This window comes from Rhabdaerophilum calidifontis (assembly GCF_008641065.1).
GTDB classification, from domain to species: Bacteria; Pseudomonadota; Alphaproteobacteria; order Rhizobiales; family Beijerinckiaceae; genus Rhabdaerophilum; species Rhabdaerophilum calidifontis.
On sequence record NZ_VTRS01000012.1, the window covers coordinates 20135 to 46693 of the forward strand.

Here is a 26559-nt window from a genome sequence, read left to right on the forward strand (position 1 = left end):
CGTGAGACAATTTTCAGTGAGACATTTCCCGGCGAGACAGAACGGCCCGAATTCGCGTATCCCGGTGGCATGTTCGCGAGAGGCGCATCCCAAGCGGCCCGGCTGACGCGTTTGGTTCCTTCCCGGCGGATACCCTATGCGGGAGGGCGCGGCGCGAAACGTCGCTAGCGGCAGGCCGGATTTCTTGGGAAGCCAGCGAGAGTCCAGCGCCTTTCACGGCCGCTCCGAAGTCCCGACGAACACAAGCTTTTTTGCCTCGGAGCCGCCTGCCATGCCTGGACCCTTCGCGGAGTCCAGCGCGGCATCCGGCATCCAGCGGCCAATCGACGGCGACACGCCCAGCCACCATCGGACATCATGACCCTCAGCTTCGCTCCCGAAGCGATCGAGACCTGGCCGCTCGACCGCCTGCGCCCCTATGCGCGCAACGCCAAGACCCATGGCGCGGACCAGGTCGCCAGGATCGCCGCCAGCATGGCGGAGTTCGGCTGGACCGTCCCGGTGCTGGTGTCGAGCGATGGCGAGGTCATTGCGGGCCATGGGCGCATCATGGCGGCCGCGCAGCTCGGCCTCACCGAAGCGCCGGTCATCGTGCTCGATCATCTGACCGAGGCGCAGCGTCGCGCCTACCGCATCGCCGACAACAAGCTGACCGAACTCGGGGCATGGGACGAAGCGCTGCTTTCGGGCGAACTGCAGGAACTGGTCGCTGACGAATTCGACCTCTCGCTGATCGGCTTCTCCGATGGCGAGCTCGACCGGCTGCTCGCGCTGGAACCGGGCGCCGACGCAACCAACGGCGCGGGCGTCGCGCCCGTCGTGATCCCGGAACCGCCGCGCAATCCGGCATCTCGCCTCGGGGATCTTTGGGTCCTTGGCGATCACCGGCTGCTCTGCGGCGACAGCACGAGCCCCGCCGATGTCCGCCGCCTGATGAATGGCGAGCGGGCCATCCTGTTCGCCACTGACCCGCCCTATCTCGTCGATTACGACGGCTCGAACCATCCGACCCGCAACAAGGACTGGTCGGCATCTTACGGCACCACCTGGGACGACAGTTCACAGGGGGCTGAGCTTTACGACGGGTTCATCGCGGCGGCCGTGGCGGAAGCCATTACCGAGGACGCCGCCTGGTATTGCTGGCACGCCTCGCGCCGCCAGGCGATGCTGGAAGCCTGCTGGGAGAAGGCAGGCGCGTTCGTCCATCAGCAGATCATCTGGGTGAAGGACCGCGGGGTTTTGACCCGGTCGCATTACCTCTGGAAGCACGAGCCCTGCTTCATGGGCTGGATCAAGGGCAAGCGCCCGCCGAAGGTGGCCGAGGAAACGTTGGCATCGACATGGGCGCTGCCGAGTTTCGCCAAGGACGAGCGGCCCGATCACCCGACGCCGAAACCGCTCGACGCATTCGGGATCCCGATGCGCCAACATGTGGCACGCGGTGGGCTTTGCTACGAGCCGTTTTCAGGTTCGGGTTCGCAGATCATGGCGGGCGAAGCCAATGGCCGCCGCGTCTTCGCAATGGAGATCAGCCCGGCCTATGTCGATGTCGCCATCGAGCGCTGGCAGGCCGACACCGGGCGCGAGGCGATCCTCGACGGCGACGGACGGACCTTCGCGCAATTGAAGGCCGAGCGGCTGGGCGACGAAGCGGTCAGTCCGCCCGACACATCCGACAACGGCGCCTCTCCTGAACCCGCGCGAACGCGCAAATCCGCCGCGTGACATGCATGACCTGGCTCTACATCCCTCCGGAGATGCTTCCGGAGCCGGCGACGCGTGCCTTTTCGGCCTCTCGCTCTGCTCCGGCGCTGCTGGAATCGACCTCGGGCTCACCATCGCACTGCCCGGATATCGTGCTGTGGGCCATGTCGAACGGGAAACCTACGCCGCAGCCACTCTCGTGGCGCGGATGGAAGACGCGTCCTTGGATCGCGCGCCTGTCTGGGACGACGTTGCCAGCTTCGACGGCAAACCATGGCGTGGCGCGGTGGATATCCTCTCTGCGGGCTATCCGTGCCAGCCATTCTCCGTCGCGGGCAAGCGCCGGGGCGCGGACGATCCGCGCCATCTCTGGCCTCATGTCGCCCGCATCATCGGCGAAATCGAGCCGCCCTTCGTCTTTCTTGAGAATGTCGCCCATCATCTCCGCCTCGGCTTCCCCGAAGTCGCCGCAGGACTGGTCGGCATGGGCTACCGCCTTGCGGCAGGCCTCTTCACGGCGGCGGAAGTCGGCGCGCCCCACAGGCGCGAGCGGCTGTTCATCCTCGCCATCCGCGAAGGAGACGAACTGGCCAACCCCGCGCGCCTGCTCCGGGACGCGGTCGAGTGGCGGGAACCGGACGGAATTGCTGCGGCTCTGGCCGACGCCGAGGGCAAGCGCCAACGAAAACCGACAGATGAAGCCGACGCCCTCGCAGGAAGCGGGTCAGCACGGGATGAACCTCGCGACGACGGCGGAACTCTGGCCGACGCCGCAGACCGACAGTTTCCGCAGCCGGGGTGGCGAGCGCAAGGACGAGAAGGGTCTGGACCGCATGGCGCGGGACTGGCCGACGCCGATGGCGAACGATGGCTGCAAGCCGAGCGCGGGAAAACGCCGGACGGCCGACCTGACCCATGCGGCGGGTTTGTGGATGACGCCGACGGCGCGCGATCACAAGGACGGGGCGACCAGTCTGGCGAACACGCCGGTGAACGGTCTGCTTGGCCGCCAGGTCCTGACGACACCGATGGCTGGACGCGATACCTCCGACATGCGCCGGACCTTGAACCCGCTGTTCGTCGAGGCGCTGATGGGCTGGCCCACCGGGTGGACCGGCTTCGACTTTGCGGCAACGGCGTGGTGCCACTGGTTGCGGCGCATGCGCTCAGAACTCTCGCGGCTGAATTGCTGGCCGACGGATAAGGCGGTGGCATGAAGCAGTCGCGCGCCATGTCGCTGGTCGAAGCCATCACCAATGTTGTGGTCGGTTATGGCGTCGCGGTGCTCACCCAGTTGCTCGTCTTTCCTCTGTTCGGGCTACACACGACACTTGCGGAGAACCTAATGATCGGGGCGATCTTCACCGTGGTGAGCATCGGCCGGTCATTCGCCCTGCGACGGGTGTTCGAGGCGATCAGGGTCGCCAATCACTGCGACGACCGTGGCGCACGTGAAGCACCTGCACCACCCCGTCGATGACGGCATAGTAGATGCGCCAGCGGGTTGCCCGGCCATAGAGGGCGCGACGGATCGGCAGGTCAAAGGCCTGCGACTCGGGCGCGATCGGATGGGCCTCGGGCATGGCGCCGAGGCCAAGGATCGTGCCCCGGATGCCCGCCAGCCATTCGTCCGCAGCGCGCGGGTTGCGTTCACGCAGCCAGACCCATGCTTCAGTCAGGTCATTTGCCGCGTTCGGCGTGATGATCACGGGCAATGGCGCGGTCATTTCGGGCGCGTCACTTCGATCGGGCAAGCTCATCGAAGAAGCGTCCGGCTTCGACGCCTTCACCGGCGCGGGCCTGCGTGAGACCCTTGCGGATTCCGGCAACGGTCTCCGCATAGTCGAGCTGGTCCTGCATGTCCTGCCATGCGGCGGCGTCCATCACGACGACGGATGGCTTGCCGTTCACGGTCAGGATCTGCGGCCGCCCGGTTTCCTTGATGCGCGCGATCATGCGCGCCGACTCCCGCTTGAACTCGGTCAGCGGGCTGATGTCCTCGGTGATGTTCATGGAAGGCCTCCTGACGCGCATCGAATTCGGTGCGAATATAGCGCCTTTATCGATGCGCGTCGAGCGTTTCGGCTGTCAGGCGATCCGGTAAACCCGCCCGCGGCCCTCGACCTTCTCGGAGGTCACATCGAGCCCGAGCTTCTTCTTGAGCGCACCGGCGATGGCCCCGCGCACCGTGTGGGCCTGCCAGCCGGTGGCTGCGGTGATCTCCTCGATGGTTGCGCCGTCCGGCGCGCGCAGCATGGCGATCAGCGCCGCCTGCTTGGTCCCTGCGCGCGGCGTGCGCGTCGATTGTGCGGCCTCGGCGTCGCCATCCTGAGCGGGATCCTGCGGCGGCGCTTCTGTCCCGCTCGGGCGCGCAGTGTCGGCATCATCCGGCTCGATGCCGATGGCGGCAAGGCCAGCGTCGGTGGCGACCAGCGTCGTGCCGTGGCCGTCGCCGGTTTCGCGCCAGATCGGTTCGCCCCGTCGTGCGTTGACTTCGACCTCCTGCAGCAGGCCCCTCGCGATCATCGTGCTGACGACCTTTGTGGCAGCGCCACCCCGTAGGCTGTCCGGCAGCGGCAAGGCGATGCGTTCGGGTCGCTGAGCAGCAGCGCTTAGAATGATGGCTTGGGTGTCGGAAAGCTGGGTCATCTTGAACCTCCGGTTCGAGAGCGGCGCGACCATCGCGGCGCTTCTACGAGGCCAAGCCCCGCAATCGCGGGGCTGGCGCGGAGACCACCCGGATCATTCGGCGTGTTCGCCTTCTCGGAAGGCGCTGTCGGTGATGCGCTTCAGGAATTCGGCGTAGTGGGCGAGCGTGCCGACGTGGCCCCAATGCACGTCGTCGGGATGAACGTCGAAGTGCTCTTCGCTGAGGGCGGCAAGGCGCGCCAGCATGGCGTCGATTTCGACCTTGCGGGCGATGAAGGCGTCGAGGGCCTGGGCGTTCTTGGCTTGGCGGGTCATCGGAATTCTCCTTGGGTTCTGACCCCATACAGGCTCTGTCCGGCGCGCTTATCAAGGCAATAAGTGCATCAAAACATTATGTTTTCGGAGCGGATATGCAGGGCATGAGCGAGCGCCAGTACGCGTCCCATGTCGGCATGTCGCGGGGCGCGATCCAGAAGGCGAAGACCTCTGGACGGCTCGTCCTGCATGCCGACGGTTCGATCGATGCGCGGGCCAGCGATGCGCGCCGCGCGTCGATGACCGATCCCTCGAAGCAGCGCCGGGATGGCGTCGAGGCCAAGCTGAAGCCCGTCCCCGATGCGGCCTTGTCCGCCGTCGGCGACACCCTTCGCGAGAGCGGAATTGCGCCGTCTCCGGCCGGCGGCGGAACGACGTTCCTGCAGGCCAAGACGGCCAACGAGGTGCTGAAGGCTCAGGAACGGCGTCTGCGTCTGCAGCGCATGAAGGGCGAGGTCATCGATCGTGCGCGGGCGACGGCGCTTGTTTTCCGACTGGCGCGCGAGGAGCGCGATGCGTGGGCGAACTGGCCCGCACGGATCGCGGCACTGATGGCGGCGGAGCTCGGCCTCGAAGCGCACGCGATGCAGAAGGTTCTGGAGACCCATGTCCGAGCGCACCTCGCCGATCTCGCCGAGGTCGCCACAGATTTTCGCTGACGCAGAACGTCGGTCCGAGGAGCTGTTCGCCTTCGAAGGCGTCGATGCGCTCGTCCGGGCCTGGCGCGAAGGGCTCACTCCCGATCCGGCGCTGACCGTCGCGGAATGGGCGGATCGGCACCGGTTTCTGAGCCCGCGCGCTTCGGCCGAGCCGGGGCGCTATCGCACGGACCGCACGCCTTACATGCGCGCCATCATGGATGCTCTGTCGCCGGGCAACGCAGCGCGGCGCATCGTCTTCATGAAGGCGGCGCAGGTCGGCGCGACCGAGGCCGGGAACAACTGGATCGGCTATGTCATCCACCATGCGCCGGGACCCATGCTCGCAGTCCAGCCGACGGTGGAACTGGCCAAGCGCTTCTCGCGCCAGCGCATCGATCCGCTGATCGCGGAAAGCCCGGTTCTGCGCGAGCGCGTCAAGTCGCAGCGCTCGCGCGACGCCGGCAACACGGTTCTGTCGAAGGAGTTCCCGGCGGGGCTTCTGGTCATCACCGGCGCCAATAGCGCGGTCGGCCTGCGCTCCATGCCGGCGCGCTACCTGTTTCTCGACGAGGTCGATGCCTATCCTCCGTCCGCCGACGAGGAAGGCGATCCTGTCGCCTTGGCCGAGGCCCGGACGCGCACGTTCTCCTGGCGCTCGAAGGTCTTTCTCACCTCGACGCCGACGATCCACGGCGTGTCGCGGATCGAGCGCGAGTTCGAGGCGAGCGACCAGCGGCGCTATTTCGTGGCGTGCCCGCATTGCGATCACCGCCAGTGGCTCCGCTTCGAGCGTCTGCGCTGGGAGAAGGGGCAACCGCACACGGCGCACTATGTCTGCGAGTCTTGCGACGGCCAGATCGAGGAGCATCACAAGACCTCTCTGATGATGTCCGGCGAATGGCGCCCGACGCGCGATGGCGTGCACACGGGAACGGTCGGCTACCACCTCTCCGGGCTTTATTCGCCGGTGGGCTGGCTCTCATGGGCCGACATCGCCCGGATGTGGGACGCCGCGCAGACGAGCGACGAGGCGAAGCGCAGCTTCAAGAACGGCGTCCTCGGCGAGACATGGATCGAGACCGGCGAAGCGCCGGACTGGCAGCGGCTCTACGAACGGCGCGAGCCCTGGCGCATCGGCACGGTGCCGAGCGGCGGCCTGTTCCTCACGGCGGGAGCAGACATCCAGAAGGATCGTATCGAAGTCTCGATCTGGGCCTGGGGGCGCGGGCTCGCAAGCTGGCTCGTCGACCATATCGTCATTCCCGGCGGCCCGGACAGCGCCGAGGCTTGGGCGGCTCTGACGGATCTCCTCGGCCAGACATGGCCGCACGCCCATGGCGTTCGCCTGAGCCTGTCGAAACTCGCGATCGACACAGGCTTCGAAGCGCCAGCCGTCTATGCATGGGCGCGGCAACAGGGATTTGCGCAGGTCATTCCCATCAAGGGCGTCGAAGGCTTCAATCGCGCGGCGCCGGTGACCGGCCCGTCCTTTGTCGATGCGACCGAAGGCGGCCGGAAGATCCGCCGCGGCGCGCGGCTCTGGACGATCGCGGTTTCGACCTTCAAGACCGAGACCTATCGTTTTCTGCGGTTGTCGAAGCCCACCGACGAGGACGCGGCGGACGGAGCGCAAGGCCCGGCCGGACTTGTGCACTTGCCCCACGGCGTCGACGCCGAATGGGTGAAGCAGCTCGTCGCCGAGCATCTCGTGAGCGTCACCACCAAGCGCGGCTTCCAGAAGCTCGAATGGCAGAAGGTTCGCGAACGCAACGAGGCTCTGGACTGCCGGGTCTACGCCCGCGCCGCCGTCTGGATCGCCGGAGCCGATCGCTGGTCCGAGGACAAGTGGCGCGATCTCGAAGATCAGGTCGGCCCCCAGCCTGCGGACACCGACGACACGCACTCGAACATCGAAGCCGGGCGTCTCGCCCGTCCAAACCCGCCATCGACCAAGCGGCAGAGCGACTGGCTCGGCCCGCGCGGGAAGTGGTTCTGAGGATATGTCATGGCCTGGACGACCGACGAACTCGATGCGCTGAAGCGCGCCTATGCCAGCGGCACGCTCCGGGTCAGCTATGACGGCAAGACGGTCGAATACGGATCGGCGGACGACCTCTTGAAGCGGATCCGCACCATCGAGACCGAGATCACGGCATCCTCCGGCGCATCACGCCCAATCGCGGGCTATGCCGGGTTCGGACGGGGCGACCGGTGAGCCAGGTCACCTTCCTCGACCGTATGGTGGCGTGGGCCGCGCCCGAGGCCGGTGTGAGGCGCGCGCTCGCGCGGCGCAGCTTCGAAGCGCTGAGCGCCAAGACCCATGGCAATTCCCGTGGCTATGACGGCGCTGCCAAGGGACGGCGCACCGACGGATGGAAGGCGGCAGGAACATCGGCTGATGCGGAGATCGCCGCCGCCAGCGGATTGCTGCGGGACCGCATGCGCGATCTCACCCGCAACAATCCGCACGCGGCGAAAGCTGTGTCCGTGCTGGTCAACAACATCGTTGGCAGCGGAATTATTCCGCGCGCTGCGACGGGTGACGCCAGGCTCGACGAGACAGTGGATCGGCTCTGGACGGAGTGGACCGCCGCCTGCGACGCCGACGGGCAACTCGACATCTTCGGGCTGCAGACTTTGGCTGTAAGGGAAATGATCGAAGCGGGCGAGGTGCTGATCCGCCGCCGCCCGCGACGTCTCAGCGATGGTCTCTCCGTTCCGCTGCAGGTCCAGATCATCGAAGCCGATCTGCTGGACAACACCCGCAACGGCGATCTCGCCGATGGCGGGCGGCTGCTGCAGGGCATCGAGTTCGACCCATTGGGGCGACGCCGCGCCTATTGGCTCCATGCCCAGCATCCGGGCGACGCCGTCGTCACCATGCGCCGGCGTCTCGAAAGTCTCGCCATCCCGGCGAGCGAGGTCCTGCATCTCTACGAGAAGCAGCGCACGCAGGTTCGCGGCGTCCCATGGGGCACGCCGGTGATGCGCAGCTTACGCGATCTCGATGACTGGACGCAGGCCGAGCTGGTCCGCAAGAAGACGGAAGCCTGCGTCGTCGGCATCGTGCTTGGCGCCGACGAAGCCGATTTGGGGCTAGCCCCGTCGGTGGTCGATGCCGACGGCAATCGTGTCGAGCAGTTCGAGCCTGGGCTGATCGCCTATGCGCGGGGCGGAAAAGACATCCGCTTCAATCAACCCGCCACGACGGCGGGTGTGGGCGAGTGGCTGCGCGCGCAGCTTCACATCGTGGCGGCGGGTTTCCGCATGCCCTACGAGCTGCTGACCGGCGACCTCAGTCAGGTCAACTATTCATCGATCCGGGCGGGGCTCGTGGAGTTTCGCCGCCTGATCGACGCCGTCCAATGGCAGATCGTCATCCCTGTTCTCTGCCAGCCCATGTGGGTCTGGTTCTGCCAGGCTGCGTGGGCAGCCGGGAAACTGCCCCGGCCGGACATTGCGGTCGAATGGTCTCCGCCGCGCTTCGAAGCCGTCGATCCACTGAAGGACGCGATGGCCGATCTTCTGGCCTTGCGCTCAGGCACCATGTCGCTGGCGCAGGCCATTGCGCGTCAAGGTCACAACCCCGACGCCGTGCTCGCCGAGATCGCTGCCATGAACGCCAAGATCGACGCCCTCGGGCTCATTCTCGACAGCGATCCGCGGCGCGTGACGAAAACCGGCGTGATGCAGGCCGATCCTGCTGGCCAATTCAACAGTCCCGACACCTGAGCTTTTCGCCATGACCCGAAACATCGACCTGCCACCGCTGACGCGGGCGGCGGACCTGTTGCCTGCGTCGATCGATGCGGCCGAGCGCACCATCGAGGTTGTCTGGTCCACGGGCGCGCGTGTGCGCCGTACTCCGTTCTTCGGCGATCCGTTCGACGAGGAACTGGCGATGGATCCGCGCGCCGTCCGTCTCGATCGCCTGAACGCGGGCGCGCCGCTCCTGAAGGTGCATGATGCTTCCGTGCTCGACAGCGTCATCGGCTCGGTCGTGCCCGGCAGCGCCCGCATCGAGAACGGGCGCGGCATCGCCCGCGTCCGCTTTTCCGACCGGACCGAAGTCGAACCGCTCTGGAAGGACGTCGAGGCTGGGCACATCCGTGCGGTCTCGATCGGCTACCAGGTCCATCGCTTCGAGGTGACCAGGCAGGCGGGCGCACCCGAGCTGTGGCGCGCGGTCGACTGGACGCCCTTCGAGATTTCCGCCGTGCCGATCGGCGCTGATCCGGCAGCGGGTTTCCGCGCCGAGACATCCTCCGAAAGTTCTTTGCCCCTTCACCCCTGCGTCGTCCACCGCGCCGACGCTCCATCCAAGGAGAAAGCAGCCATGGACGACGCTGTGACCGACAACACTGAGACGCAGACGCGCCAGGCCGCGCCTGAACCGCAGGATCGCGTGCCGACCACACCCGTGATCGATGCGGAGACGATCGCCGCCCGCGCGCGCGATTCCGAACGCGAGCGGGTCGGAACTATCTACGATCTTGCCGGCCGCCTCCACCTCGAGCGCAGCTTCGCCGACGATCTCGTCAAGCGCGGCGTGACGCTTGATGCGGCGCGCAGCGAGATCCTCGACAAGGTCGCGACCGACGCCGAGAAGACGCGGGTTTCGCCTCAGGTCAGCATCCCGCTCGGCGGCCGCGATGAGCGCGTCACGCGTCGTGACGCCGTGTCGAACGCTCTTTTGCACCGCTACTCGCCGACGCTCTTCCCCTTGAGCGAACCGGCGCGGGAATATCGCGGCATGACGCTGGTGGAGCACGCCCGCGAGTTCCTCTCAAGCTCGGGCGTCAATGTCCGGGGCATGTCGCGTGATGAGATCGCCACCCGCGCCCTTCACTCCACCTCGGACTTCCCCGAAGTTCTCGCCGCCGTGACGGGCAAGACGCTGCGGCAGGCCTATGATGCCTATCCGCGCACTTACGTTCCCTTCTGCCGGCAGGTTCTCGCGACCGACTTCAAGGCGATGCACCGTGTCCAGCTCGGCGAAGCGCCGCAGCTCGTGAAGGTCAACGAGGGCGGCGAGTTCAAGCGCGGCACTCTTGCCGAAGGGCGCGAGAGCTACCGTGTCGAGACCTACGGACGCGTCGTTGCGGTTACCCGGCAGGTCCTCATCAACGACGATCTCGACGCCTTCACCCGCATTCCGGCGATGTATGGCACGGCAATCGCCACGCTGGAGAGCGACGTGGTCTGGGGCATCATCCTGGCCAACGCCGCAATGAGCGACTCCATCGCGTTGTTCCACCAGAACCACGGCAATCTGGCGAACCCGGCCACCGCGCTCAGCGTCACCGCGATCGGCGCGGCGCGCGCGGCCATGGCCCGACAGACCGGCCTCGACAAGAAGACAATCCTCAATGTCCGGCCCGCCTACCTCATCGTGCCGGCATCGCTCGAACTCGCGGCCGAGCAGCTGGTGGCGCAGAACTTGGTGCCGGCCCAGACCGGCAACGTGGTCCCGTCCTCGATCCGCACCCTGACGCCGATCTCCGAGCCTCGTCTCGACGCCGCGAGCCTTACCGCCTGGTATCTCGCCGCGAACCCCGCCCAGATCGACACCATCGAGTACGCCTATCTCGAAGGCCAGCAAGGCGCCTACATCGAGACGCGCAACGGCTTCGATGTCGACGGCGTCGAGATCAAGTGCCGCCTCGACTTCGGCGCGAAGGCGATCGACTGGCGCGGCCTCTACCGCAATCCCGGCGCGTGATCGCCGCCGGAACTCTTCCCCATCATCTGACACACTCGGAGAACTCCAATGCGCGGCTACGTCCAGCCCGGCAATACCATCACGCTTCCCGCCCCCTATGCCGTCGCCTCCGGCGATGGACTGCTGGTGGGCGCGATCTTCGGCATCGCGACCGGATCGGCGGCCATCAACGCCGAGGTCGAGACCCTCACCGAGGGCGTGGTCGAACTGCGCAAGGCCCCGTCCCAGGCATGGGCCGTCGGCGCGCGCATCTACTGGGACAACGCCGCACGTCTCGCGACGACTGTGGTCGCATCGAACACCCTGATCGGCGCTGCGACCGAACCGGTGGCAGGCGGCGCCAGCGATACGATCGGCCGCGTTCGGCTGAACGGCAGCTTCTGACGTGAACGCGTTCGCGGCAGCGCTCGACACCCTGTTCGCCGATCCGAACCTTGGCGAGCACGCTCTGTGGCAGGCGGGCGGCATCGGCCCCGGTGTCCCCGTCCGCGTCATCCGCCGCCGCCCGGACGCCGTGGTCGAGTTCGGGGCGTCCCGCGCCTTGATGGCGACCGTTCTGCTCGACCTGCGCAGGACCGAAGCTGCGGCAATCGATGAGGGCGATCTCGTCGTGATCGGGACGGAGACCTTTAAGATCATCGGGACGCCCTCATCCGATCCCATGGGGCTCGTCCTCACCTGCGAGGCGGTCAAGGTCTGATCCCATGCGCTTCAACCTTGAACGTCCCGACATGCGCAAGGCGCTGGCGGGCACGCAGCAGGATATCGAACGCGCCGTCACCTCCGGGATGCGAGATGCTTCAGTCGAGCTGAAGGCGCGCTTGCGCGAAGATGTCGTCTCATCCGGCCTTGGCGAACGCCTCTCGCGGACATGGAGGGGCAAGGTATTCCCCGAGGTCGGCGAGAGCGTCGAAGCCGCAGCCTTCGTCTGGTCGAAGGCCCCGAAGCTCATCGACGCTTTCGATCGCGGCGTCACCATTCGCTCGGCGCGAGGCTTCTGGCTGGCGATTCCGACACCCGCCGCCGGGACGCGCGGGCGAGGACCGAACGGGCGTGCGTCACGCATCACGCCCGGCGGCTGGGAACGGCGCACCGGCATGCGGCTGCGCTTCGTCTACCGCAAGCGCGGCCCTTCGCTTCTGGTCGCCGATGCGGCCCGCATCAACACGCGCGGATTGGCGGCAGCGAACAGGCGCAAGACCGGTCATTCAACCGTGATCGTGTTCCTGCTTGTGCCCCAGGTCACGCTCCGCAAGCGGCTCAACATCGATGCGATCGCGAAGCGGCAAGCCGCGCGCGTTCCGACCCTAATCGCGCGGCACTGGCCGCGATCCTGAAGGCTCTTTGTTCATGCCCTCGAAACGCGAAACCGTCCTCGGCGCGGTCAAGGCGCTCGTCGCCGATGCCCTGCCGGGCGCGGAGGTGAAGCGCAATCTCGCCAAGCCGGAGCGCATTCCGCCGGGGGGACTGGTCGTGATCCGCGATGGCGATCCGGGCGAGCCCGACGTCACGCTCTCGCCGGTATCTTACCTCTACACCCATCGCATTCCCGTCGAGATCGCCGCCTTCGAGAGCGCGACGCTCACGCGTGAGCAGGTGCTCGACGGCATGCTTGCCGCCATCGGCGCGGCGATCATCGCCAACCGCAGGCTCGGCGGGCTTGTCGACTGGATCGAGGCGGAGGCCCCGTCCTCCGAGGATATCGAGACCACGGGCAGTCAGGTCGGCCGCTTCGCCGATGTCGTGATCGTCGCCACCTACGCCACCGCCGATCCGCTCAACTAAGTGACGGCCCTTCGACGGCGCTCGGGCATTTGGAACCGATCGACGGTCCTTCGACGGCGCTCGGACCTTCGGCACTGAACAGCGCCGGTCGGGCCCCGCTCAGGCCCCTACACCAAACCAGATGGAGAACAACCCATGCCTCGCGCACGCGGCGTGAACGCGGCTCTCGCCGCCGTGTTCGAAAGCACCTATGGCACACCGCCCGGCACCGGCTTTCGCCGCATGCCATTCGCCTCGGTCAACATCGGCGAGGAACAGGGCCTGATCGCCAGCGAGCTTCTCGGCTTCGGCCGCGAGCCGCTGGCGCCGGTCTATGACGTGATCACCAACACGGGCGATCTCGTCGTTCCCGTGGATACCCGCAACATCGGCGTCTGGCTGCGCGGCCTGATGGGCGCGCCGACGACGGTTGCCGCGAACGCAGCCACCGGAACGATCACGCTGACCGCGAACCTTCTGGTCAACGACACGGTGACGGTCGATGGCACGGTCTATACCGCCGTCGCCTCCGGCGCGACGGGCCAGCAGTTCAACCTCGGCGGCACGGCGGCGCTCACCGCCACTGCGCTCGCCGCGATCATCAATCCGAGCGCGAACGTCGCGGCCGCGGCGGTTGGCACGGTCGTCAACCTGACCGCCAAGGCGCTGGGACCGGGCGGCAATGCGCGGACGCTGGCGACGAACGCGCCAACGCGCGCTAGCCTGTCCGGGGCGACGCTGTCGGGCGGCGCCAACAGCCATACCTGGTTCTCGGGCGCGCAGGCTCTCCCCTCGATGTCGATCGAGGTCCAGCTTCCCGACGTGCCCTTCTTCGGCATGAACTACGGCGCGCGCATCAACAGCTTCCAGGTTCAGGCGCAGCGATCCGGGCTTCTGACCGCCTCGCTCAACATCATGGCGCAGGGCGAGACCATCGCCTCCACGGCGCAGTCCGGCACGCTGTCGGAGTTCGTGCTGGAGCGCTTCGGCCAGTTCCAGGGCGAGGTCCGGCGCAACAACGTAGCGCTCGGCAACGTCATCTCGGCGGAACTCACCTATTCGAACAACCTCGAAGCAGTCGAGGTGATCCGCAGCGACGGGCGCATCGCCGATGCCGATCCGGGCATCATCGCGCTGACCGGCAACATCACCACCCGCTTCGAGGACCGCGTCCTTCTCGATCAGGCCACCAACCGCCTGCCGTGCGAGCTTCAGTTCCGTTGGGCGGCCGGCGCAGCCGCATCGCTGGTCTGGACCGCGCACCGGGTCTTCCTGCCGCGCGGCGACCGTCAGATCCAGGGGCCGGGCGGCGTGCAGGCCCCGTTCGCATTCCAGGCCGCGATCGATCCGGTGCTGAACCGCGCCGCGACCTGCGTGCTCACCAATGACATCGCGTCCTACTGACCCGTTCCGACAGGAGGCTCCCTTGCTCAAGCTCTCGACACCATCCCGCGAGCCCTTCTGGCTCGACATCCTGCCGGGCGTGCGCATCCAGTTCCGGCCGATCTCCGTCGCCGACATGCTCGTCGCCCGCGCCGCCGCCGCCGAGTCTCTCGGCACGAAGGTCGAGGGCGCCATGGCCCTCGACCGGAGCACCACGGTCGCGGCCGGCGCGGCCTTCACGCGCTCTCTCGCGCTGAGCGGCATCGTGGCGTGGGAGGGCATCGGCGATGCCGGCGGCAAGCCGATCGATCCGAACCCGGTCGCTATCAATCAGCTGCTCGAGGTCTGGCCGGCCTTCGACGCCATCGATCGGCTCTATGTCGGCCCGGCCTTGACGAGGCTTGACGAAAAAAACGTCTGATCGCCCTCGCGCGCTGGCACTTCGAGGGCGGCGAGGGCTACTGCGCTGCCTGTCCGTCGCGATGTGGGGCTTGCGCCTATGTCGAGCACGCGCCCGTGACGGCCGAGGGGCTTCTTGCTTGGGAGGTCATCCGCCGCTGCGCGGGACAGGTGCGCGCCGTGATGGGCGGTGTCTACGCCATCGACTTCGGCGCGGTGCTCGCTTTGGCTGAGGCCATGGATGCAGCCTCGCCGCTGCTGGCCGACATCCTCCCCGAGATCGAGCCGATCGTCGTGGCCGCCTACGGCCGCGACGCTGGCCGTCCCAATCGCGATTGAGCAAACCTACCCATGTCCACCACCAATGTCTCGATCCGCCTCGGCGTCGAAGGCAAGGCGGAGGTCAAGCGCGCCTTCGAGGAGGTCGGCCAGGCGGGCACGCAGGCCTTCGGGCAGGTCGATCGGGCGCTTGAGAAGACGGGAGCCGCGACCGATCGCGAAACTGCCCGGTTCAAGCGTCTGGCGGAAGCCGCCCGCATGGCGGCTCAGGCCGAGGCCGCGCAGGGACGGTTCAATCAGGTTCTGGGCGTCGACCGACAGGCGGCGGGTTCGGCGCGCGCGTCGGCGGAAGTCTTCGAACAGGCCGCGAGGGAAGCCGAACGTTACGAGACCCGCGCCCGGGCGCTGCGCGCGACGCTTGATCCGCTCGCCGCCGCGCAGGACCGGCTCAATGCCGAACTCGCCGAGCATGCGGCGCTCGCCAGCCGTGGCGCGATCACGACCGCCGAGCAGGCGGCCGCGAATGCGCTGGCGAAGTCGCGCTTCGATCAGACCGCGCAGGCGATCAAGGGCGTTGGCGCCAACTCGAAGCTCACGACCCAGCAGGTCATGACGCTTCAGTACACGGTGAACGACGTGATCGCGTCGATGTCCACCGGCATGTCGCCGATGACCATCCTGATGCAGCAGGGCGGACAGGTGACGCAGGCCTTCGGCGGCTTGCGCGGCACGATCATGACGCTCGGCTCCGCCATCGGCGTCGTCGGCGGAGTCATTGCCGGCGTTGCCGTCTCGGTTGGCGTGCTCACGGCGGCGTGGTTCGCCAATGACGCCTCGACACGAGCTGTCGCCACGGCGCTCGCCGGTGTCGGCCGCGCGTCCGGCGCGACCGCCGCACAGCTTGAGCAGGTCGCGCAATCCTCCGCCGAGGCCGGCAAGGTCTCGGTGTCGTCGGCGCGTGACATGCAGGTCGCGTTCCTGCGCACAGGCAAGATCGGCGCGGAAGAAATGGGCCGCGCCATCGCGGTCTCGCGCAATCTTGGCGTCACGCTCGGCGTCGAGACCACGCAGGGCGCGGAGGAACTCGCCCGCGCGCTGGCCGATCCGTTGCGCGGTGCGGATGAACTCAACGACCGCATCCGCTTCCTGGATGACCGCACCCGCGCCTATGTCCGCACGCTGGTCGATCAGAACAACCGGGCGGAAGCGCAGCGCGTCATCCTGAACGCGCTTGCGCCCTCGCTGGCCGACGCCGAACAGGCGGTCAATGCGCTCGGGCGGGCCTGGCAGTTCGTCGGGCGCTCGGCCTCGAATGCCTTCGACGCGCTGGGCAAGGCCGTCGACCGGGCGGTGGATGGCCGCACACCCACGGAGGAACTGGACCTGCTGCGCTGGCAGCAGGAGCGGCTCAGGGCGAATGTGCGCGGCAATGTCGTGCCGCTCATGCTGCCTCAGGTCGAGCGGCGGATCGCTGAACTCGAACGGCAGCTCAACGACCAACAGGAGCGTGCGAGGCGGATCGCCGCGGAGGCCCGCGCTAACGAGCAATCGGTGCGCGCTGGCGAGATCGCCCGCGACACCAACCCCGGCGCGCGCGAGATCGAGCGGCTGCGGACGCAGGAAGGCGTGCTCCGCGCCGCGCTCGCCGATCCGCTGGTCCGCTCGAAACTGGCCGATGTGGCGGAGGTCGAAGCGGCCTACCGGCGTGTCATCACGGAACTCGCCCGCTACCGACCCTCGGTCGATGCGGCGACGCAGGCCGTGGTGGAGCAGACCTCCGCCACGGACATCTCGATCCGCGCGACGCTCTCTCTGGCCGAGGCCTATCTCGAAAGCGCCGAGGCCGCCGCGCGCGCGGAAGCACGCCGGCAAGGGCTCGTCGATCAGGCCCGCGAGGGCGTCAACGCCGAAACCCGCGCGCGGCAGGCTCTGCGGGAACGGATCGCCGAACAGGCGGTCGAGGCCGCCCGGCAGGTATCGGAACTGGGCCGCCAGATCGACGGCCAGCGTCGGCTGAACGAAGCGATCGCGTCCGGTGCGCTCTCTTCCCAGCGCGCCCAGCAGATCATGCAGGTCGAGCAGGCGCTGCGCCCGCTGATCACGGCGCAGACGCTGGCCGAAGGCGAGGCCAAGGAGAAGCTCGGTCGCATCATCGACCGCACGCGCGAAGCCTACGAGCAGCTTCACCGCGAGCAGAACCGCACGGACCTTCTTCAAGGCATCGAACGACGCCGCGACGAGATCGCGCTGCGTGAGCGGGAACTGTCGCTGGTCCGGCGTGGCCCGGCCGCGCGTCGCGAGGGCGTCGATCAGCTGCGTTTCGAGCAGGAGCTGAAGCGGCTCGGGATCGACCCGAACGATCCCGAGGCCAGTTACTCCCGCGAGCAGATCAGGCGGCTCAACCAGTTGGGGCGCCAGACGACGGGTCGCGAGGCGGCGTTTGATTACGAGCAGCAGAACACCGGTCTCGCCCGCGAGGTCGAGCTCCTGAAGCAGGGCGTCTCGGCCCGCTCGGAAGCCATCGCCATGATCCGCGCCGAGCAGCAGCTTCGGCGGCAAGGGATCGATCCGGCGGGAGCCGAGGGACAGGCCGCGCTTGCCGCCGCCCGCCGCCAGTTCGCGCTTGAGCGCCAGGCGGAGGCGCAAGTCGCCTTGCAGGATCAGCGCGCCGAGATCGCCCTGATCGAGACCCAGATCGGCCTGATCGGCGCCTCCGCCCAGCAGCGTGAGACGGTGCTGGCGACCATGCGCGCCGAACAGGATCTGCGCCGGCGCGGCATCGACCTCGCGAGCGAGGAAGGCCGCGCCATTGTCGCCAATGCCGTCCGGTTGCAGCAACTGACGACGGAACTGCAGCGGCAGGAAGCGACGCAGCGGGCCTTGCAGGGCGCGATCGGCAACGCGCTCGACCGGTTCGGAACGCTGCTGGCGCAAGGCAAGACCGACTGGAAATCGTGGGCGGATGCCGGCCAGGCGGCGATCAACGACATCATGAACGAGCTCATCAAGCTCGCGGTGATGAATCCGCTCAAGAACTTCCTGTTCGGCGGCAATGCACCGACGTTGGCGACCGGCGGCGGCATCTTCGGAGAACTCGGGAAGATATTCGCCGGTCTGTTCCATGAGGGCGGGCTGGTCGGCGCGGGAGGGCCGGGCCGCAATTTGCCGGCCCTCCTGTTCGCGGGCGCGCCGCGCCTTCATGGCGGCGGCTACATCCGGCCCGGCGAGGTGCCGGCCATCCTGCAAACCGGCGAGCGGGTATTGAACCGCAAGGAAACCGCAGCCTACGACCAGCGGGGCGAGCAGGCCGCGCCGATGATGGTAACGTTCAACATCACGACCCCGGACGCGGGCTCGTTCCGCCGGGCGCAGGGCCAGATCACCGCCGAGATGGCCTCGGCGCTTGAAAGGGCGAGGCGAAACCTTTGAGCTTCCATGACGTGTCCTTCCCTGACGCCATCGCGCGCGGCGCGACCGGCGGCCCAGAATACTCGACCGACGTGGTGATGGTCGCGTCCGGCTTCGAGCAGCGCAACCAGAACTGGTCGGCCTCGCGCGCCCGCTACGACATCTCGACCGGCATCCGCACCCGCGAGCAGATGGCCGAGGTGATCGCCTTCTTCCGCGCCCGCAAGGGCCGCGCCTTCGGTTTCCGCTTCCGGGATTGGGGCGACTTCGAAGCCACCGACCAGCAATGCCAGGCGGTCAGTGCGACGGTGTTCCAGCTGGTGAAGCGCTATCCGTCTGGCCCCGTCGTCGAAATCCGCACCATCACCCGCCCGGTGGTCGGTTCGGTCGTGGTGCGCGTCAACGGTAACGTCGTCACGCCGACCATCGATCACGCGACGGGTCGGCTCACCTTCGGCGCGGCCCCGGCGGCGACGCCGGTCGCGACCTTCCGTTTCGACGTGCCCGTGCGCTTCGACACCGACCACCTTCAGGTGATCAGCCGCGCCTATAACCTGCAGAACGTCCAGTCGATCCCGCTGGTCGAGATCAGGGCTTGACCCATGAAACCCACCACCCCCGCGCTTGCCGCGCATCTCGCCGGCGAGGTGACCACGCTTGCGACCTGCTGGCGGCTCGAACGGGCCGATGGCTGGGTTCGCGGTTTCACCGACCATGACCGCGAGCTGGTCGTCGATGGGCTGACCTATGTCGCGTCGACCGGCTTCCTGCCGTCCGCGATCAAGACCGCCTCCGACCTCTCCGTCGACAATCTCGATGTCGACGGCTTCCTCGACGATGCGGCGCTGCGAGCCGAGGACCTAATCGCCGGGCTGTTCGATGGCGCGCGGATCGAGGTCTTCATCGTCAACTGGGCAGACCTTGGCCAGGGACGGCTCCTGCTGCGCAAGGGCTTTCTCGGCGAGATCAAGCGCGCCGATCAGCGCTTCTCCGCCGAGATCAGGGGCCTGTCGAACCGGCTGCAGCAGACCGCCGGCAAGCTCTATTCGCGCCTGTGCCGCGTCGACCTCGGATCGAGCGAATGCGGCGTGGCGCTCGGCCCGCGCACGGATACCTATGCGGTCACGCAGGTGATCGCCGCCGACACGGTGCGGATCGTCACGGCGCGCGCGACGGGCTTTTTCACCTTCGGCAAGGCGACCTTCACGACCGGCGCCAATGCGGGCGCGGTCAACGAGGTGCTGCTACATGACGGCCAGACCATCCGGCTGTTCGTGCCGATGCCGCGGCCCATCGTGGTCGGCGACCAGATCGTGCTCGTCGCCGGTTGCGACAAGACACCGGAGACCTGCAACGCCAAGTTCGCCAACATCCTGAACTTCCAGGGCGAGCCGCACATTCCGGGGAACGACAAGGTGTTCTCCTATCCGGTGCGCTCATGACCGCCTTCACGCGTGCCGCCCTGATCGCCGAGGCGCGGACGTGGCTCGGCACGCCCTGGCATCACCAGGCGGCGGTGAAGGGCGCGGGCTGCGACTGCATCGGCTTCGTGCGCGGCGCGGCCGAGCCGTTCATTGGCGTGATCACCCAGCCGATGAACTACGCCGCGACCTGGCCGCTTTACCGAGCGGAAGAGCGCCTGCGCGACGAGATGGCGGCGCATGCCACCGAGATCGACATCGCCGATGCCTTGCCCGGCGACATCCTGCTGTTTGGCGTCGGCAAAGGTCCGGCGCACCATTGCGGGTTCCTGAGTGAGGATAACCGCCTGCTGCATTGCTACCGGGAGGCCGGAGCCGTTGTCGAACAGGATCTGACCGGGTTCTGGATCGAGAAGACGCGCGCCGCCTTTCGCCTGCCGGGCATCGCCTGATGGCGCGCATCGTCCTGACCGTCGCGGGCAATGTCATCGGCAACCTGCTGCTGCCCGGCCTTGGCGCTGCCATTGGCGGGGCGATCGGCACCTATGTGGGCGGCGTGGTTGACAGCCAGCTGTTCGGCAACGGCGCGCGCAACAATGTCGTCACCGGCCCGCGCCTGCAGGATCTGCGCGTGCAGTCATCCGGCTATGGCTCGGTGATCCCGCGCGTCTATGGCAAGGCGCGGCTATCCGGCAACGTGATCTGGATGCGCGGCTTCGACGAGGAGACGCGGACCCAGACGCAGACGGTCGGCGGCGGCGGCAAGGGCGGCGGTGGCGGGGGCCGGCAGACCACCACGACGGTCACCTACGTCTACTTCTGCGACGTGGCGGTGGCGCTCTGCGAAGGGCCAATCACCGGCATCGGAAAGATGTTCGCCGACGGTAACGCCATCGGCTCCGAGCACTATGCAGCGCGTCGCGTTTACCTCGGCGACGCCACCCAATCGGCCGATCCGCTGATCGCGGCGACCGAAGGCCTCGCGCCCGCCTATCGCGGCCTCGCCTATGTGGTGCTGGAGCGCTTCGCGATCACGCCCTTCGGCAACCGCCTGCCCAACTTCTCGTTCGAACTCACGGCCTGAAGGTCCGATCCATGGCGCAACTCGTCCTGACCGTCGCCGGCGCATGGGCGGGCAACGCCATTGGCGGCGGGCTCGGCCAGGCGGCGGGCGCGATGCTGGGGTCCTATCTCGGCGCGGCGATCGAGCAGGATTTGTTCGGCCCAGGCCCCGCGGCCGTCAACAGGAGCGAGGGCGCGCGCGTCACCGACCTGCAGGTCTCGGGCTCCGCTTACGGCCAGCCGATCCCAAGGGTGTGGGGACGCGGGCGGATCGCGGCCAACATCATCTGGGTGCGCGGCATCAGGGAGACCGCGATCACCGAAACCGAGACCACGGGTGGCGGCGGCAAGGGTGGCGGCGGCGGTCGTCGCCAGACCACGGTTCACACGCGCTACGAATACTCGGCCGACATCCTGCTCGGCGTCTGCGAAGGCCCGGTCACGGCGGTCTACCGGATCTGGGTCAACAACACGATGCTGGACCCCGAGCATGTCGGCGCGATCCGGGTCGGGTATGGCGAGGACAGCCAGCAGGCCGATCCGCTGGTGGCGGCGGTCGAAGGCGCAGGCCGGACGCCCGCCCATCGCGGCCTCGTCACGGTCATGCTGGAGGACTTCAAGCTCACGCCATTCGGCAACCGCTTTCCGAACTTCGAGGTCGAGATCTACCGGGGCTCGGACGATCCCGGCAATGCGCGCCACCTCGTCGAGGGCGTCTGCCTGATCCCGGCCTCGGGCGAGTTCGTCACCGACACCGAGATCGTGCGCAAGGTCGGTCACGGCTCCGCGACGTCGCAGGCGGCGATCAACGCCAACACCGGCACGAAGCGCTCGGACTTCCTCGTCTCGGTCGACAATCTGAAGCGCGAACTGCCGAACGTCGAATGGATCAACTTCGTCTACGCCTGGTTCGGCACGTCGATCGACGTTGCGACATGCGATCTCGTGCCCAAATGCGAGTACGCGCAAGGCCAATCCGGCGCATTCGGGGCTGAGACCGCGCCGCATATCTGGTCGGTCGCAGGTGGCGGGCGCTCCGTGTGGCCGGTTGTCACCTCCTACACGCTGCCAAACGGGCAGACCGCTCTCTCCTATGGCGGCACGATCAGCGACGGTTCGGTCATCCGGGCGGTTCAGGAACTGAAAGCGCGCGGCTACAAGGTCCTCTTCTATCCCTTCATCATGATGGACATCCCGCCGCCCGATCCGGCGCCGTTCCCCTGGCGCGGCAGGATCACCGGCGCTGCGGCGGATGTGGCCGGGTTCTTCATCCGTCCTGCGGGCTATCTCCGCTTCATCCGCCACTGCATGACGCTCTGCGAGCAGGCGGGTGGCGTCGATGCCTTCGCCATCGGTTCGGAAATGGTCGGCCTCAACCGCATCCGGGATGGAAGCGGAGCCTATCCCGCCGTGCCGTTCTGGCAACAGATCGCGGCGGACACCAAGACCAGGCTCGGTGCGAACTGCACCGTGACCTACGCCGCCGACTGGTCGGAATACCGCTACCATGATCGCGGCGGCGCGAACGTGGACTTCCCGCTCGACGCGCTCTGGGCCGACAGCAACATCGATGCGGTCGGCATCGACGCCTACTTCCCCATCACTGACGCCGACCGTTCGCTCACCGACCCGGCGGCGATCGGCGCGGGCTGGGGCTCGGGCGAACTGATCAGCTATTTCTATGCGAGCGAGGCCGACCGGGACTTGGCCGGGCGCGGCGCCAACCGTGTCCAGTCGCCGATCAGCGAGCCGTTCTGGGCGCTCAAGGACCTGCGCTGGTGGTGGGACAACGCCCACACGCCGCGCGTGGCAGGCGTGCCGACGGGAGGGCCAACCGCCTGGACGCCGAAGATGAAGCCGATCTGGCTCACCGAATACGGCTTCCCGTCGGTGCACTGCTCGCCGAACCGCCCGAACGTCTTCGTCGATCCGAAGTCGGCGGAGAGCTTCTACCCCTGGTACTCGAACCGATCAGTGGACCGCGTGGTCCAGCGCGTCGCGATCAAGGGCACCGAGGATTGGTGGCGGGACCCTGCCAACAATCCGCTCGACGGCCAGGGGCGGCGGATGATCGGGCCGCGCTTCCTCTGGTGCTGGGACGCGCGGCCTTACCCGTTTTTCCCGTCGCTGAAACGGGTCTGGCAGGACGGCGACAATTACCGCCTCGGCCATTGGGTTCAGGGAAAGATCGGCAACATGCAGCTCTCCGAGATCGTGCGCGATCTGTGCCTTCGCGCCGGGCTTTCCAATGCCGACATCGATGTGACGAGCCTCACCGATGAGGTCTCGGGTTATGTCGTCTCGGAGCGCAAGTCGCTGCGCGAGATGATCTCGGTCCTGCAGACCGCGTTCTTCTTCGATGCGGTCGAGAGCGGCGGGGTGCTGCGCTTCGTCAAGCGCGGCGGCGGAACCATCGTCGGCATCGACGCCAATGATCTTGGCGCGGCGGAAGGCGATGGGGACCGGGCGCGCATCCGCATCGAGCGCGCGCAGGATGTCGAACTGCCGATCTCGATCGACGTGGTGCATCTCGATGAGGCCCGCGATTACCAGAGTTCGACCGTCACGGGCCGCAGGCAGCTCGGCACGTCGCGCAGCGTGACCACCTTCTCGCTGCCGCTGATCCTCTCGGTCGAGGAAGCTCAGACCATCGCTCAGCGTGCGCTCCGGGAAATCTGGCAGGGCCGCGTCACGCTCGAAGCCAAGCTGCCGACGCGCGCGATCCGCATCGATCCGACCGACGTGATCGAGGTGCCGGTCGATGGCGCAATCCGCCGCTTCCGGGTGACGTCCGTGACCTATGGCAAGCCGGGGCTCGTGCTGGTGCGCGGCGTCGCCACCGACGGCGACCTGCCGCAGTTCGTCACCGTGCCGACCGGATCGGGTGACCTCCAGCCGAACGTGCCGGACACCGCCGCGCCGACGCGGGTCGAACTGATGGACCTGCCGTTGCTGACGGAAGCCGAGGCAGGCGAAGCGACCTCGTTCTATATGGCCGCATGCTCGCTCGGCGGCGCGCCGTTCCGGGGCGTCTCGCTGTTCCGGCCGACAGCGGACGGGCTCGACTACACCGTCTCCGGCGTCGCCGACGTCGCCTCGGTGATCGGCGACACGCTGACCGCGCTGGCGCCGGGACCGGCGCATGTCTGGGACAACGGCAATTCGGTCGAGGTTCAACTCGCCTTCGGCTCGCTCGAAAGCCTGCCCGATACCCGCATCCTCGATGGCGCGAACGGCGCGCTGATCAATGGCGAGATCATCCAGTTCGCCAACGCGGTGCTGATCGGGCCGGGACGGTATCGGCTCTCGCGCCTGCTGCGCGGGCGGCTCGGGACCGAGCACCGGATCGCGACGCACGCCATCGGCTCGCGCTTCGTGCTGCTCGATCCGGGCCGGCTTGAACGCCCGACCTTCTCGGCCTCCAGCATCGGCCTCGCCATCGCCTGGCGCTTCGCGCCGGCGCCACAGGGGCCGACCGGGGACCAGTCCGGGCAAATCACCTTCGCGAATGGCGGCGAGGCCCTGAAGCCATGGTCGCCGGCGCATGTGCGGGGCACGCGCAATGGCGCGGGCGATTTGTCGATCAGCTGGATCCGCCGCACCCGCCATGGCGGCTGGTGGCGCGATCTGACGGATGTTCCCCTCAATGAAGAGACCGAGCGCTACGAGGTCGATGTGATGAACGGCGCGACGGTGGTCCGGACCATCACCGCTTCCGCGCCTACCGCGATCTACACCGCCGCCCAGCAGGTCGCCGATTTCGGGTCGGCGCAGGCGAGCGTCACCGTCCGCGTCGTCCAGCTCTCGACCGCGATCGGGCGCGGCACGTCGACAATCGCGACACTCTAAGGGATTACATCCATGCACATCTTCACCGGCAACGGCGTCTCCGACGCCGTCGCGAGCGATTCCGCCGTGGCGCATGTCGCGCTGCGCGGGGCGTTCGGCGGCGGACTCGTGACCGCCGAAACGATCGCTCCGGATCTTCCGGACGGCGAGACCTCGAACTGGATTCCGATCCCCTCGGTCGCCGCGTCCGCTCCGACCTTGATCGCAATCCCCATCCCGGCGGGATGGCGCTGGCGGCTGCGGCTCTCCGGCGCGACGGCGCCGAACCTCGCCGTTGCGCGCATCGCCTTTCCCGCGACGGACGCCGGCTGGAACGCTCCGCTCGCCGGGCTCTTGCGGTCGGCTGGCGCCGCCGGCGGGCCGATCAGCATCGCCAACTTCCCAGCCGCGCAGGCGGTCACCGGCCCACTCACCGACGCGCAGCTCCGGGCAGCGCTCGTGCCGGTGCTTGCGCGGCCCGCGGACGGGCTTCTCGTCACCGGCTCTGCGACATCGGCAGCGACTCTGTTCACCCAGGATTGCGCGCCTCCGGACGCTCCCGCCTTCAATTCTGTCGCGGTGCAGATCACCAATCCGGGCACCGGATGCACTGTTGCTTACGAGGTCTCGAACGACGGCTTGACCTGGTCGGCGGTCACCGGCTCTACGCCCCTCTGGACGGCCGCTTCTGCCGGCAACAATCCCTCGACTTCCACAACCGCGGCCATGCTCGTCTTCCCGGTGTTCGCGCGCTTCTTCCGAGCGCGCGTCTCTACCTACGGCTCGGGCACCGTCGCGGCCGTCGCTGTCTTTCGACAGGACGCCCGGCCGATCACTACGATGAACGTCGGCCTCATCGCGACGACGGCGGCGATCGGCGACGTCGGCCTGCAGTTGCGTGCGACCGCCACCGGCGCAGCGACGATCCATCACGTGATCGCTGCGGCCACGACCAACGCTGCAGTCGTGAAGGCCGCTGCCGGCCGGCTCGTCGGCTGGTGCCTCGGCAATGCGGCGGCCGCTTGGCGCTACGTGAAGTTGCACAACATCGCCAGCGCGCCGACCGCCGGGACCGGCGTCGTCCTCACCATCGCGATCCCGCCCAACGGCCTCGCCCAGCACGACATACCGGCCGGAATCGGATTCTCGACCGGCATCGGCCGCACGATCGTCTCGGGCTTCGCGGACGCTGACGCCACGGCGGTCACGGCCGGTGACGTCGTGGGCGACATGTTCTTCGCTTGAACCGTCCCAATCTCCCGGAGCATCCGCCATGACGACGCCGAACCTCGGCCTGCCCTTCATCGTCCAGGGGCAGGCGCAGAAGGAGGTCACGCACAACGAGGCGCTGATCCGGCTTGACGCGCTCGTGCACGGCAGCGTGCGCAGCAGGTCGCTCGCCACGCCGCCCGGGTCACCCGCGAATGGCGAGCGCTGGATCGTGCCTTCCGGCGCGACCGGCGCATGGGCAGGACAAGCGGGCCGGATCGCGCACTGGAACGTCAATGCCTGGGCGTTCTACGTGCCCGTCACCGGCTGGCGCTATCATGTCGAGGACGAGCGGCTCACGGTCGTCTGGGCGGATGGCGATTGGCGCGATCGCATCGTCGGCACGCCCAATGGCGGCGCGATCCGGCTCGTGGCGCTTGAACAGGAACTGACGCTCACCGGCGCGTTCGTCGACACGACCACCGCCGTGATCGCCGACCGCATGATCGTATTGGCCGTCGCCTCGCGAACCACGCAGGCGATCACTGGCGCGACCTCCTACGGCGTCGGCGTCGCTGGCAACGCCAGCCAGTTCGGCGGCTCACTCGGCATCGCGGTTGGTTCGAACAATATCGGCGTGATCGGTCCGACCGCCTTCTACGCCAATACGCCGATCCGGGTGACGGCGGCTGGCGGCAACTTCACCGCGGGCCGCGTGCGCGTCGTCCTCTACGCGCTCGCCTTCACCGCCCCGACCGCGTGATCTGAAGTCCAA

Annotated in this window: 27 protein-coding genes and 1 pseudogene; 24 read left to right on the forward strand and 4 right to left on the reverse strand. The window is 67.7% G+C overall.

Annotated elements, in window-relative coordinates:
- Positions 1-357 precede the first annotated feature (357 nt).
- The 4 genes and pseudogenes from FWJ24_RS14185 to FWJ24_RS14195 all read left to right on the forward strand — a co-directional run bounded on the left by FWJ24_RS14185 (position 358) and on the right by FWJ24_RS14195 (position 3184).
- Complete coding sequence (locus tag FWJ24_RS14185) at positions 358-1725, forward strand: site-specific DNA-methyltransferase (RefSeq protein ID WP_150288492.1); 1368 nt, start codon at positions 358-360, stop codon at positions 1723-1725.
- 1 nt (position 1726) lies between these two features.
- Positions 1727-2236: pseudogene (locus FWJ24_RS14865) on the forward strand (DNA cytosine methyltransferase); the annotation flags it as partial.
- 163 nt (positions 2237-2399) lie between these two features.
- Complete coding sequence (locus FWJ24_RS14870) at positions 2400-2921, forward strand: hypothetical protein (protein WP_246155704.1); 522 nt, start codon at positions 2400-2402, stop codon at positions 2919-2921.
- Complete coding sequence (locus FWJ24_RS14195; RefSeq protein ID WP_150288494.1) at positions 2918-3184, forward strand: DUF7220 family protein; 267 nt, start codon at positions 2918-2920, stop codon at positions 3182-3184. Before FWJ24_RS14870 ends, FWJ24_RS14195 begins: the two co-directional genes overlap by 4 nt.
- Here FWJ24_RS14195 and FWJ24_RS14200 read toward each other — a convergent pair.
- From FWJ24_RS14200 to FWJ24_RS14215, 4 genes are all read right to left on the reverse strand, one after another.
- Positions 3120-3464, reverse strand: coding sequence for a type II toxin-antitoxin system RelE/ParE family toxin (locus FWJ24_RS14200; protein WP_206110864.1), 345 nt, complete (start codon positions 3462-3464; stop codon positions 3120-3122). The genes FWJ24_RS14195 and FWJ24_RS14200 overlap by 65 nt on opposite strands.
- The gene (locus tag FWJ24_RS14205) at positions 3442-3717 is read right to left on the reverse strand and encodes a type II toxin-antitoxin system Phd/YefM family antitoxin (protein ID WP_150288495.1); all 276 of its coding nucleotides are present in this window, start codon (positions 3715-3717) and stop codon (positions 3442-3444) included. Before FWJ24_RS14205 ends, FWJ24_RS14200 begins: the two co-directional genes overlap by 23 nt.
- A gap of 75 nt (positions 3718-3792) precedes the next feature.
- Positions 3793-4353: a DUF3489 domain-containing protein gene (locus FWJ24_RS14210; RefSeq protein WP_150288496.1), complete on the reverse strand. Its 561-nt coding sequence runs from the start codon at positions 4351-4353 to the stop codon at positions 3793-3795.
- 93 nt (positions 4354-4446) lie between these two features.
- Positions 4447-4668, reverse strand: coding sequence for a hypothetical protein (locus FWJ24_RS14215; protein ID WP_150288497.1), 222 nt, complete (start codon positions 4666-4668; stop codon positions 4447-4449).
- Positions 4669-4772: 104 nt separating this feature from the next.
- On the opposite strand from FWJ24_RS14215, the gene FWJ24_RS14220 reads away from it, so the two are divergent.
- The 20 genes from FWJ24_RS14220 (at position 4773) to FWJ24_RS14315 (ending at position 26547) form a co-directional block, all read left to right on the forward strand.
- Positions 4773-5327 (forward strand): hypothetical protein, encoded by a 555-nt coding sequence (locus FWJ24_RS14220; RefSeq protein ID WP_246155701.1) that lies wholly within the window; start codon positions 4773-4775, stop codon positions 5325-5327.
- On the forward strand, positions 5275-7305 hold the full coding sequence (locus tag FWJ24_RS14225; RefSeq protein ID WP_150288499.1) for a phage terminase large subunit family protein: 2031 nt from the start codon (positions 5275-5277) through the stop codon (positions 7303-7305). Before FWJ24_RS14220 ends, FWJ24_RS14225 begins: the two co-directional genes overlap by 53 nt.
- A gap of 9 nt (positions 7306-7314) precedes the next feature.
- Positions 7315-7524: a phage head-tail joining protein gene (locus tag FWJ24_RS14230; RefSeq protein ID WP_150288500.1), complete on the forward strand. Its 210-nt coding sequence runs from the start codon at positions 7315-7317 to the stop codon at positions 7522-7524.
- Positions 7521-9041: a phage portal protein gene (locus tag FWJ24_RS14235; protein WP_246155702.1), complete on the forward strand. Its 1521-nt coding sequence runs from the start codon at positions 7521-7523 to the stop codon at positions 9039-9041. The genes FWJ24_RS14230 and FWJ24_RS14235 overlap by 4 nt, the downstream gene beginning before the upstream one ends.
- A 10-nt stretch (positions 9042-9051) precedes the next feature.
- Positions 9052-11031: a prohead protease/major capsid protein fusion protein gene (locus FWJ24_RS14240; RefSeq protein WP_150288501.1), complete on the forward strand. Its 1980-nt coding sequence runs from the start codon at positions 9052-9054 to the stop codon at positions 11029-11031.
- Positions 11032-11079: 48 nt separating this feature from the next.
- Positions 11080-11415, forward strand: a complete 336-nt coding sequence (locus FWJ24_RS14245; RefSeq protein WP_150288502.1) for a DUF2190 family protein — start codon at positions 11080-11082, stop codon at positions 11413-11415.
- 1 nt (position 11416) lies between these two features.
- Complete coding sequence (locus FWJ24_RS14250) at positions 11417-11731, forward strand: head-tail joining protein (protein ID WP_150288503.1); 315 nt, start codon at positions 11417-11419, stop codon at positions 11729-11731.
- A 4-nt stretch (positions 11732-11735) separates the two neighbouring features.
- Positions 11736-12368, forward strand: a complete 633-nt coding sequence (locus tag FWJ24_RS14255; protein ID WP_150288504.1) for a DUF6441 family protein — start codon at positions 11736-11738, stop codon at positions 12366-12368.
- 13 nt (positions 12369-12381) lie between these two features.
- Entirely contained in the window at positions 12382-12816 is a 435-nt protein-coding gene (locus tag FWJ24_RS14260; protein ID WP_150288505.1) for a hypothetical protein, read from the forward strand.
- Between the two features lie 135 nt (positions 12817-12951).
- Positions 12952-14199, forward strand: coding sequence for a phage tail tube protein (locus FWJ24_RS14265; RefSeq protein WP_150288506.1), 1248 nt, complete (start codon positions 12952-12954; stop codon positions 14197-14199).
- A 22-nt stretch (positions 14200-14221) separates the two neighbouring features.
- Positions 14222-14599: a hypothetical protein gene (locus tag FWJ24_RS14270; RefSeq protein WP_150288507.1), complete on the forward strand. Its 378-nt coding sequence runs from the start codon at positions 14222-14224 to the stop codon at positions 14597-14599.
- A 95-nt stretch (positions 14600-14694) separates the two neighbouring features.
- Positions 14695-14916: a DUF7697 family protein gene (locus FWJ24_RS14275; protein ID WP_150288508.1), complete on the forward strand. Its 222-nt coding sequence runs from the start codon at positions 14695-14697 to the stop codon at positions 14914-14916.
- Between the two features lie 12 nt (positions 14917-14928).
- Entirely contained in the window at positions 14929-18285 is a 3357-nt protein-coding gene (locus FWJ24_RS14280) for a phage tail length tape measure family protein (protein ID WP_150288509.1), read from the forward strand.
- 11 nt (positions 18286-18296) lie between these two features.
- Positions 18297-18863: a DUF2460 domain-containing protein gene (locus FWJ24_RS14285; RefSeq protein ID WP_246155703.1), complete on the forward strand. Its 567-nt coding sequence runs from the start codon at positions 18297-18299 to the stop codon at positions 18861-18863.
- 3 nt (positions 18864-18866) lie between these two features.
- A complete protein-coding gene (locus tag FWJ24_RS14290; RefSeq protein ID WP_150288511.1) occupies positions 18867-19706 on the forward strand; it encodes a DUF2163 domain-containing protein in 840 nt (279 codons plus the stop codon).
- Complete coding sequence (locus tag FWJ24_RS14295) at positions 19703-20137, forward strand: NlpC/P60 family protein (protein WP_150288512.1); 435 nt, start codon at positions 19703-19705, stop codon at positions 20135-20137. Before FWJ24_RS14290 ends, FWJ24_RS14295 begins: the two co-directional genes overlap by 4 nt.
- A complete protein-coding gene (locus tag FWJ24_RS14300) occupies positions 20137-20769 on the forward strand; it encodes a hypothetical protein (protein ID WP_150288513.1) in 633 nt (210 codons plus the stop codon). Before FWJ24_RS14295 ends, FWJ24_RS14300 begins: the two co-directional genes overlap by 1 nt.
- A gap of 11 nt (positions 20770-20780) precedes the next feature.
- The gene (locus FWJ24_RS14305) at positions 20781-24596 is read left to right on the forward strand and encodes a baseplate multidomain protein megatron (protein WP_150288514.1); all 3816 of its coding nucleotides are present in this window, start codon (positions 20781-20783) and stop codon (positions 24594-24596) included.
- A 12-nt stretch (positions 24597-24608) separates the two neighbouring features.
- Positions 24609-25820: a hypothetical protein gene (locus tag FWJ24_RS14310; protein ID WP_150288515.1), complete on the forward strand. Its 1212-nt coding sequence runs from the start codon at positions 24609-24611 to the stop codon at positions 25818-25820.
- 28 nt (positions 25821-25848) lie between these two features.
- Positions 25849-26547, forward strand: a complete 699-nt coding sequence (locus tag FWJ24_RS14315; RefSeq protein WP_150288516.1) for a DUF2793 domain-containing protein — start codon at positions 25849-25851, stop codon at positions 26545-26547.
- Positions 26548-26559 lie beyond the last annotated feature (12 nt).

Excerpts from the sequence above, each read along its gene's own strand:
- FWJ24_RS14185 (WP_150288492.1), top strand. The coding sequence starts at position 358 with ATGACCCTCAGCTTCGCTCCCGAAGCGATCGAGACCTGGCCGCTCGAC.
- FWJ24_RS14870 (WP_246155704.1), top strand. The coding sequence starts at position 2,400 with ATGAAGCCGACGCCCTCGCAGGAAGCGGGTCAGCACGGGATGAACCTC.
- FWJ24_RS14195 (WP_150288494.1), top strand. The coding sequence starts at position 2,918 with ATGAAGCAGTCGCGCGCCATGTCGCTGGTCGAAGCCATCACCAATGTT.
- FWJ24_RS14200 (WP_206110864.1), bottom strand. The coding sequence starts at position 3,464 with ATGAGCTTGCCCGATCGAAGTGACGCGCCCGAAATGACCGCGCCATTG.
- FWJ24_RS14205 (WP_150288495.1), bottom strand. The coding sequence starts at position 3,717 with ATGAACATCACCGAGGACATCAGCCCGCTGACCGAGTTCAAGCGGGAG.
- FWJ24_RS14210 (WP_150288496.1), bottom strand. The coding sequence starts at position 4,353 with ATGACCCAGCTTTCCGACACCCAAGCCATCATTCTAAGCGCTGCTGCT.
- FWJ24_RS14215 (WP_150288497.1), bottom strand. The coding sequence starts at position 4,668 with ATGACCCGCCAAGCCAAGAACGCCCAGGCCCTCGACGCCTTCATCGCC.
- FWJ24_RS14220 (WP_246155701.1), top strand. The coding sequence starts at position 4,773 with ATGAGCGAGCGCCAGTACGCGTCCCATGTCGGCATGTCGCGGGGCGCG.
- FWJ24_RS14225 (WP_150288499.1), top strand. The coding sequence starts at position 5,275 with ATGTCCGAGCGCACCTCGCCGATCTCGCCGAGGTCGCCACAGATTTTC.
- FWJ24_RS14230 (WP_150288500.1), top strand. The coding sequence starts at position 7,315 with ATGGCCTGGACGACCGACGAACTCGATGCGCTGAAGCGCGCCTATGCC.
- FWJ24_RS14240 (WP_150288501.1), top strand. The coding sequence starts at position 9,052 with ATGACCCGAAACATCGACCTGCCACCGCTGACGCGGGCGGCGGACCTG.
- FWJ24_RS14245 (WP_150288502.1), top strand. The coding sequence starts at position 11,080 with ATGCGCGGCTACGTCCAGCCCGGCAATACCATCACGCTTCCCGCCCCC.
- FWJ24_RS14255 (WP_150288504.1), top strand. The coding sequence starts at position 11,736 with ATGCGCTTCAACCTTGAACGTCCCGACATGCGCAAGGCGCTGGCGGGC.
- FWJ24_RS14260 (WP_150288505.1), top strand. The coding sequence starts at position 12,382 with ATGCCCTCGAAACGCGAAACCGTCCTCGGCGCGGTCAAGGCGCTCGTC.
- FWJ24_RS14265 (WP_150288506.1), top strand. The coding sequence starts at position 12,952 with ATGCCTCGCGCACGCGGCGTGAACGCGGCTCTCGCCGCCGTGTTCGAA.
- FWJ24_RS14280 (WP_150288509.1), top strand. The coding sequence starts at position 14,929 with ATGTCCACCACCAATGTCTCGATCCGCCTCGGCGTCGAAGGCAAGGCG.
- FWJ24_RS14290 (WP_150288511.1), top strand. The coding sequence starts at position 18,867 with ATGAAACCCACCACCCCCGCGCTTGCCGCGCATCTCGCCGGCGAGGTG.
- FWJ24_RS14295 (WP_150288512.1), top strand. The coding sequence starts at position 19,703 with ATGACCGCCTTCACGCGTGCCGCCCTGATCGCCGAGGCGCGGACGTGG.
- FWJ24_RS14300 (WP_150288513.1), top strand. The coding sequence starts at position 20,137 with ATGGCGCGCATCGTCCTGACCGTCGCGGGCAATGTCATCGGCAACCTG.
- FWJ24_RS14305 (WP_150288514.1), top strand. The coding sequence starts at position 20,781 with ATGGCGCAACTCGTCCTGACCGTCGCCGGCGCATGGGCGGGCAACGCC.
- FWJ24_RS14310 (WP_150288515.1), top strand. The coding sequence starts at position 24,609 with ATGCACATCTTCACCGGCAACGGCGTCTCCGACGCCGTCGCGAGCGAT.
- FWJ24_RS14315 (WP_150288516.1), top strand. The coding sequence starts at position 25,849 with ATGACGACGCCGAACCTCGGCCTGCCCTTCATCGTCCAGGGGCAGGCG.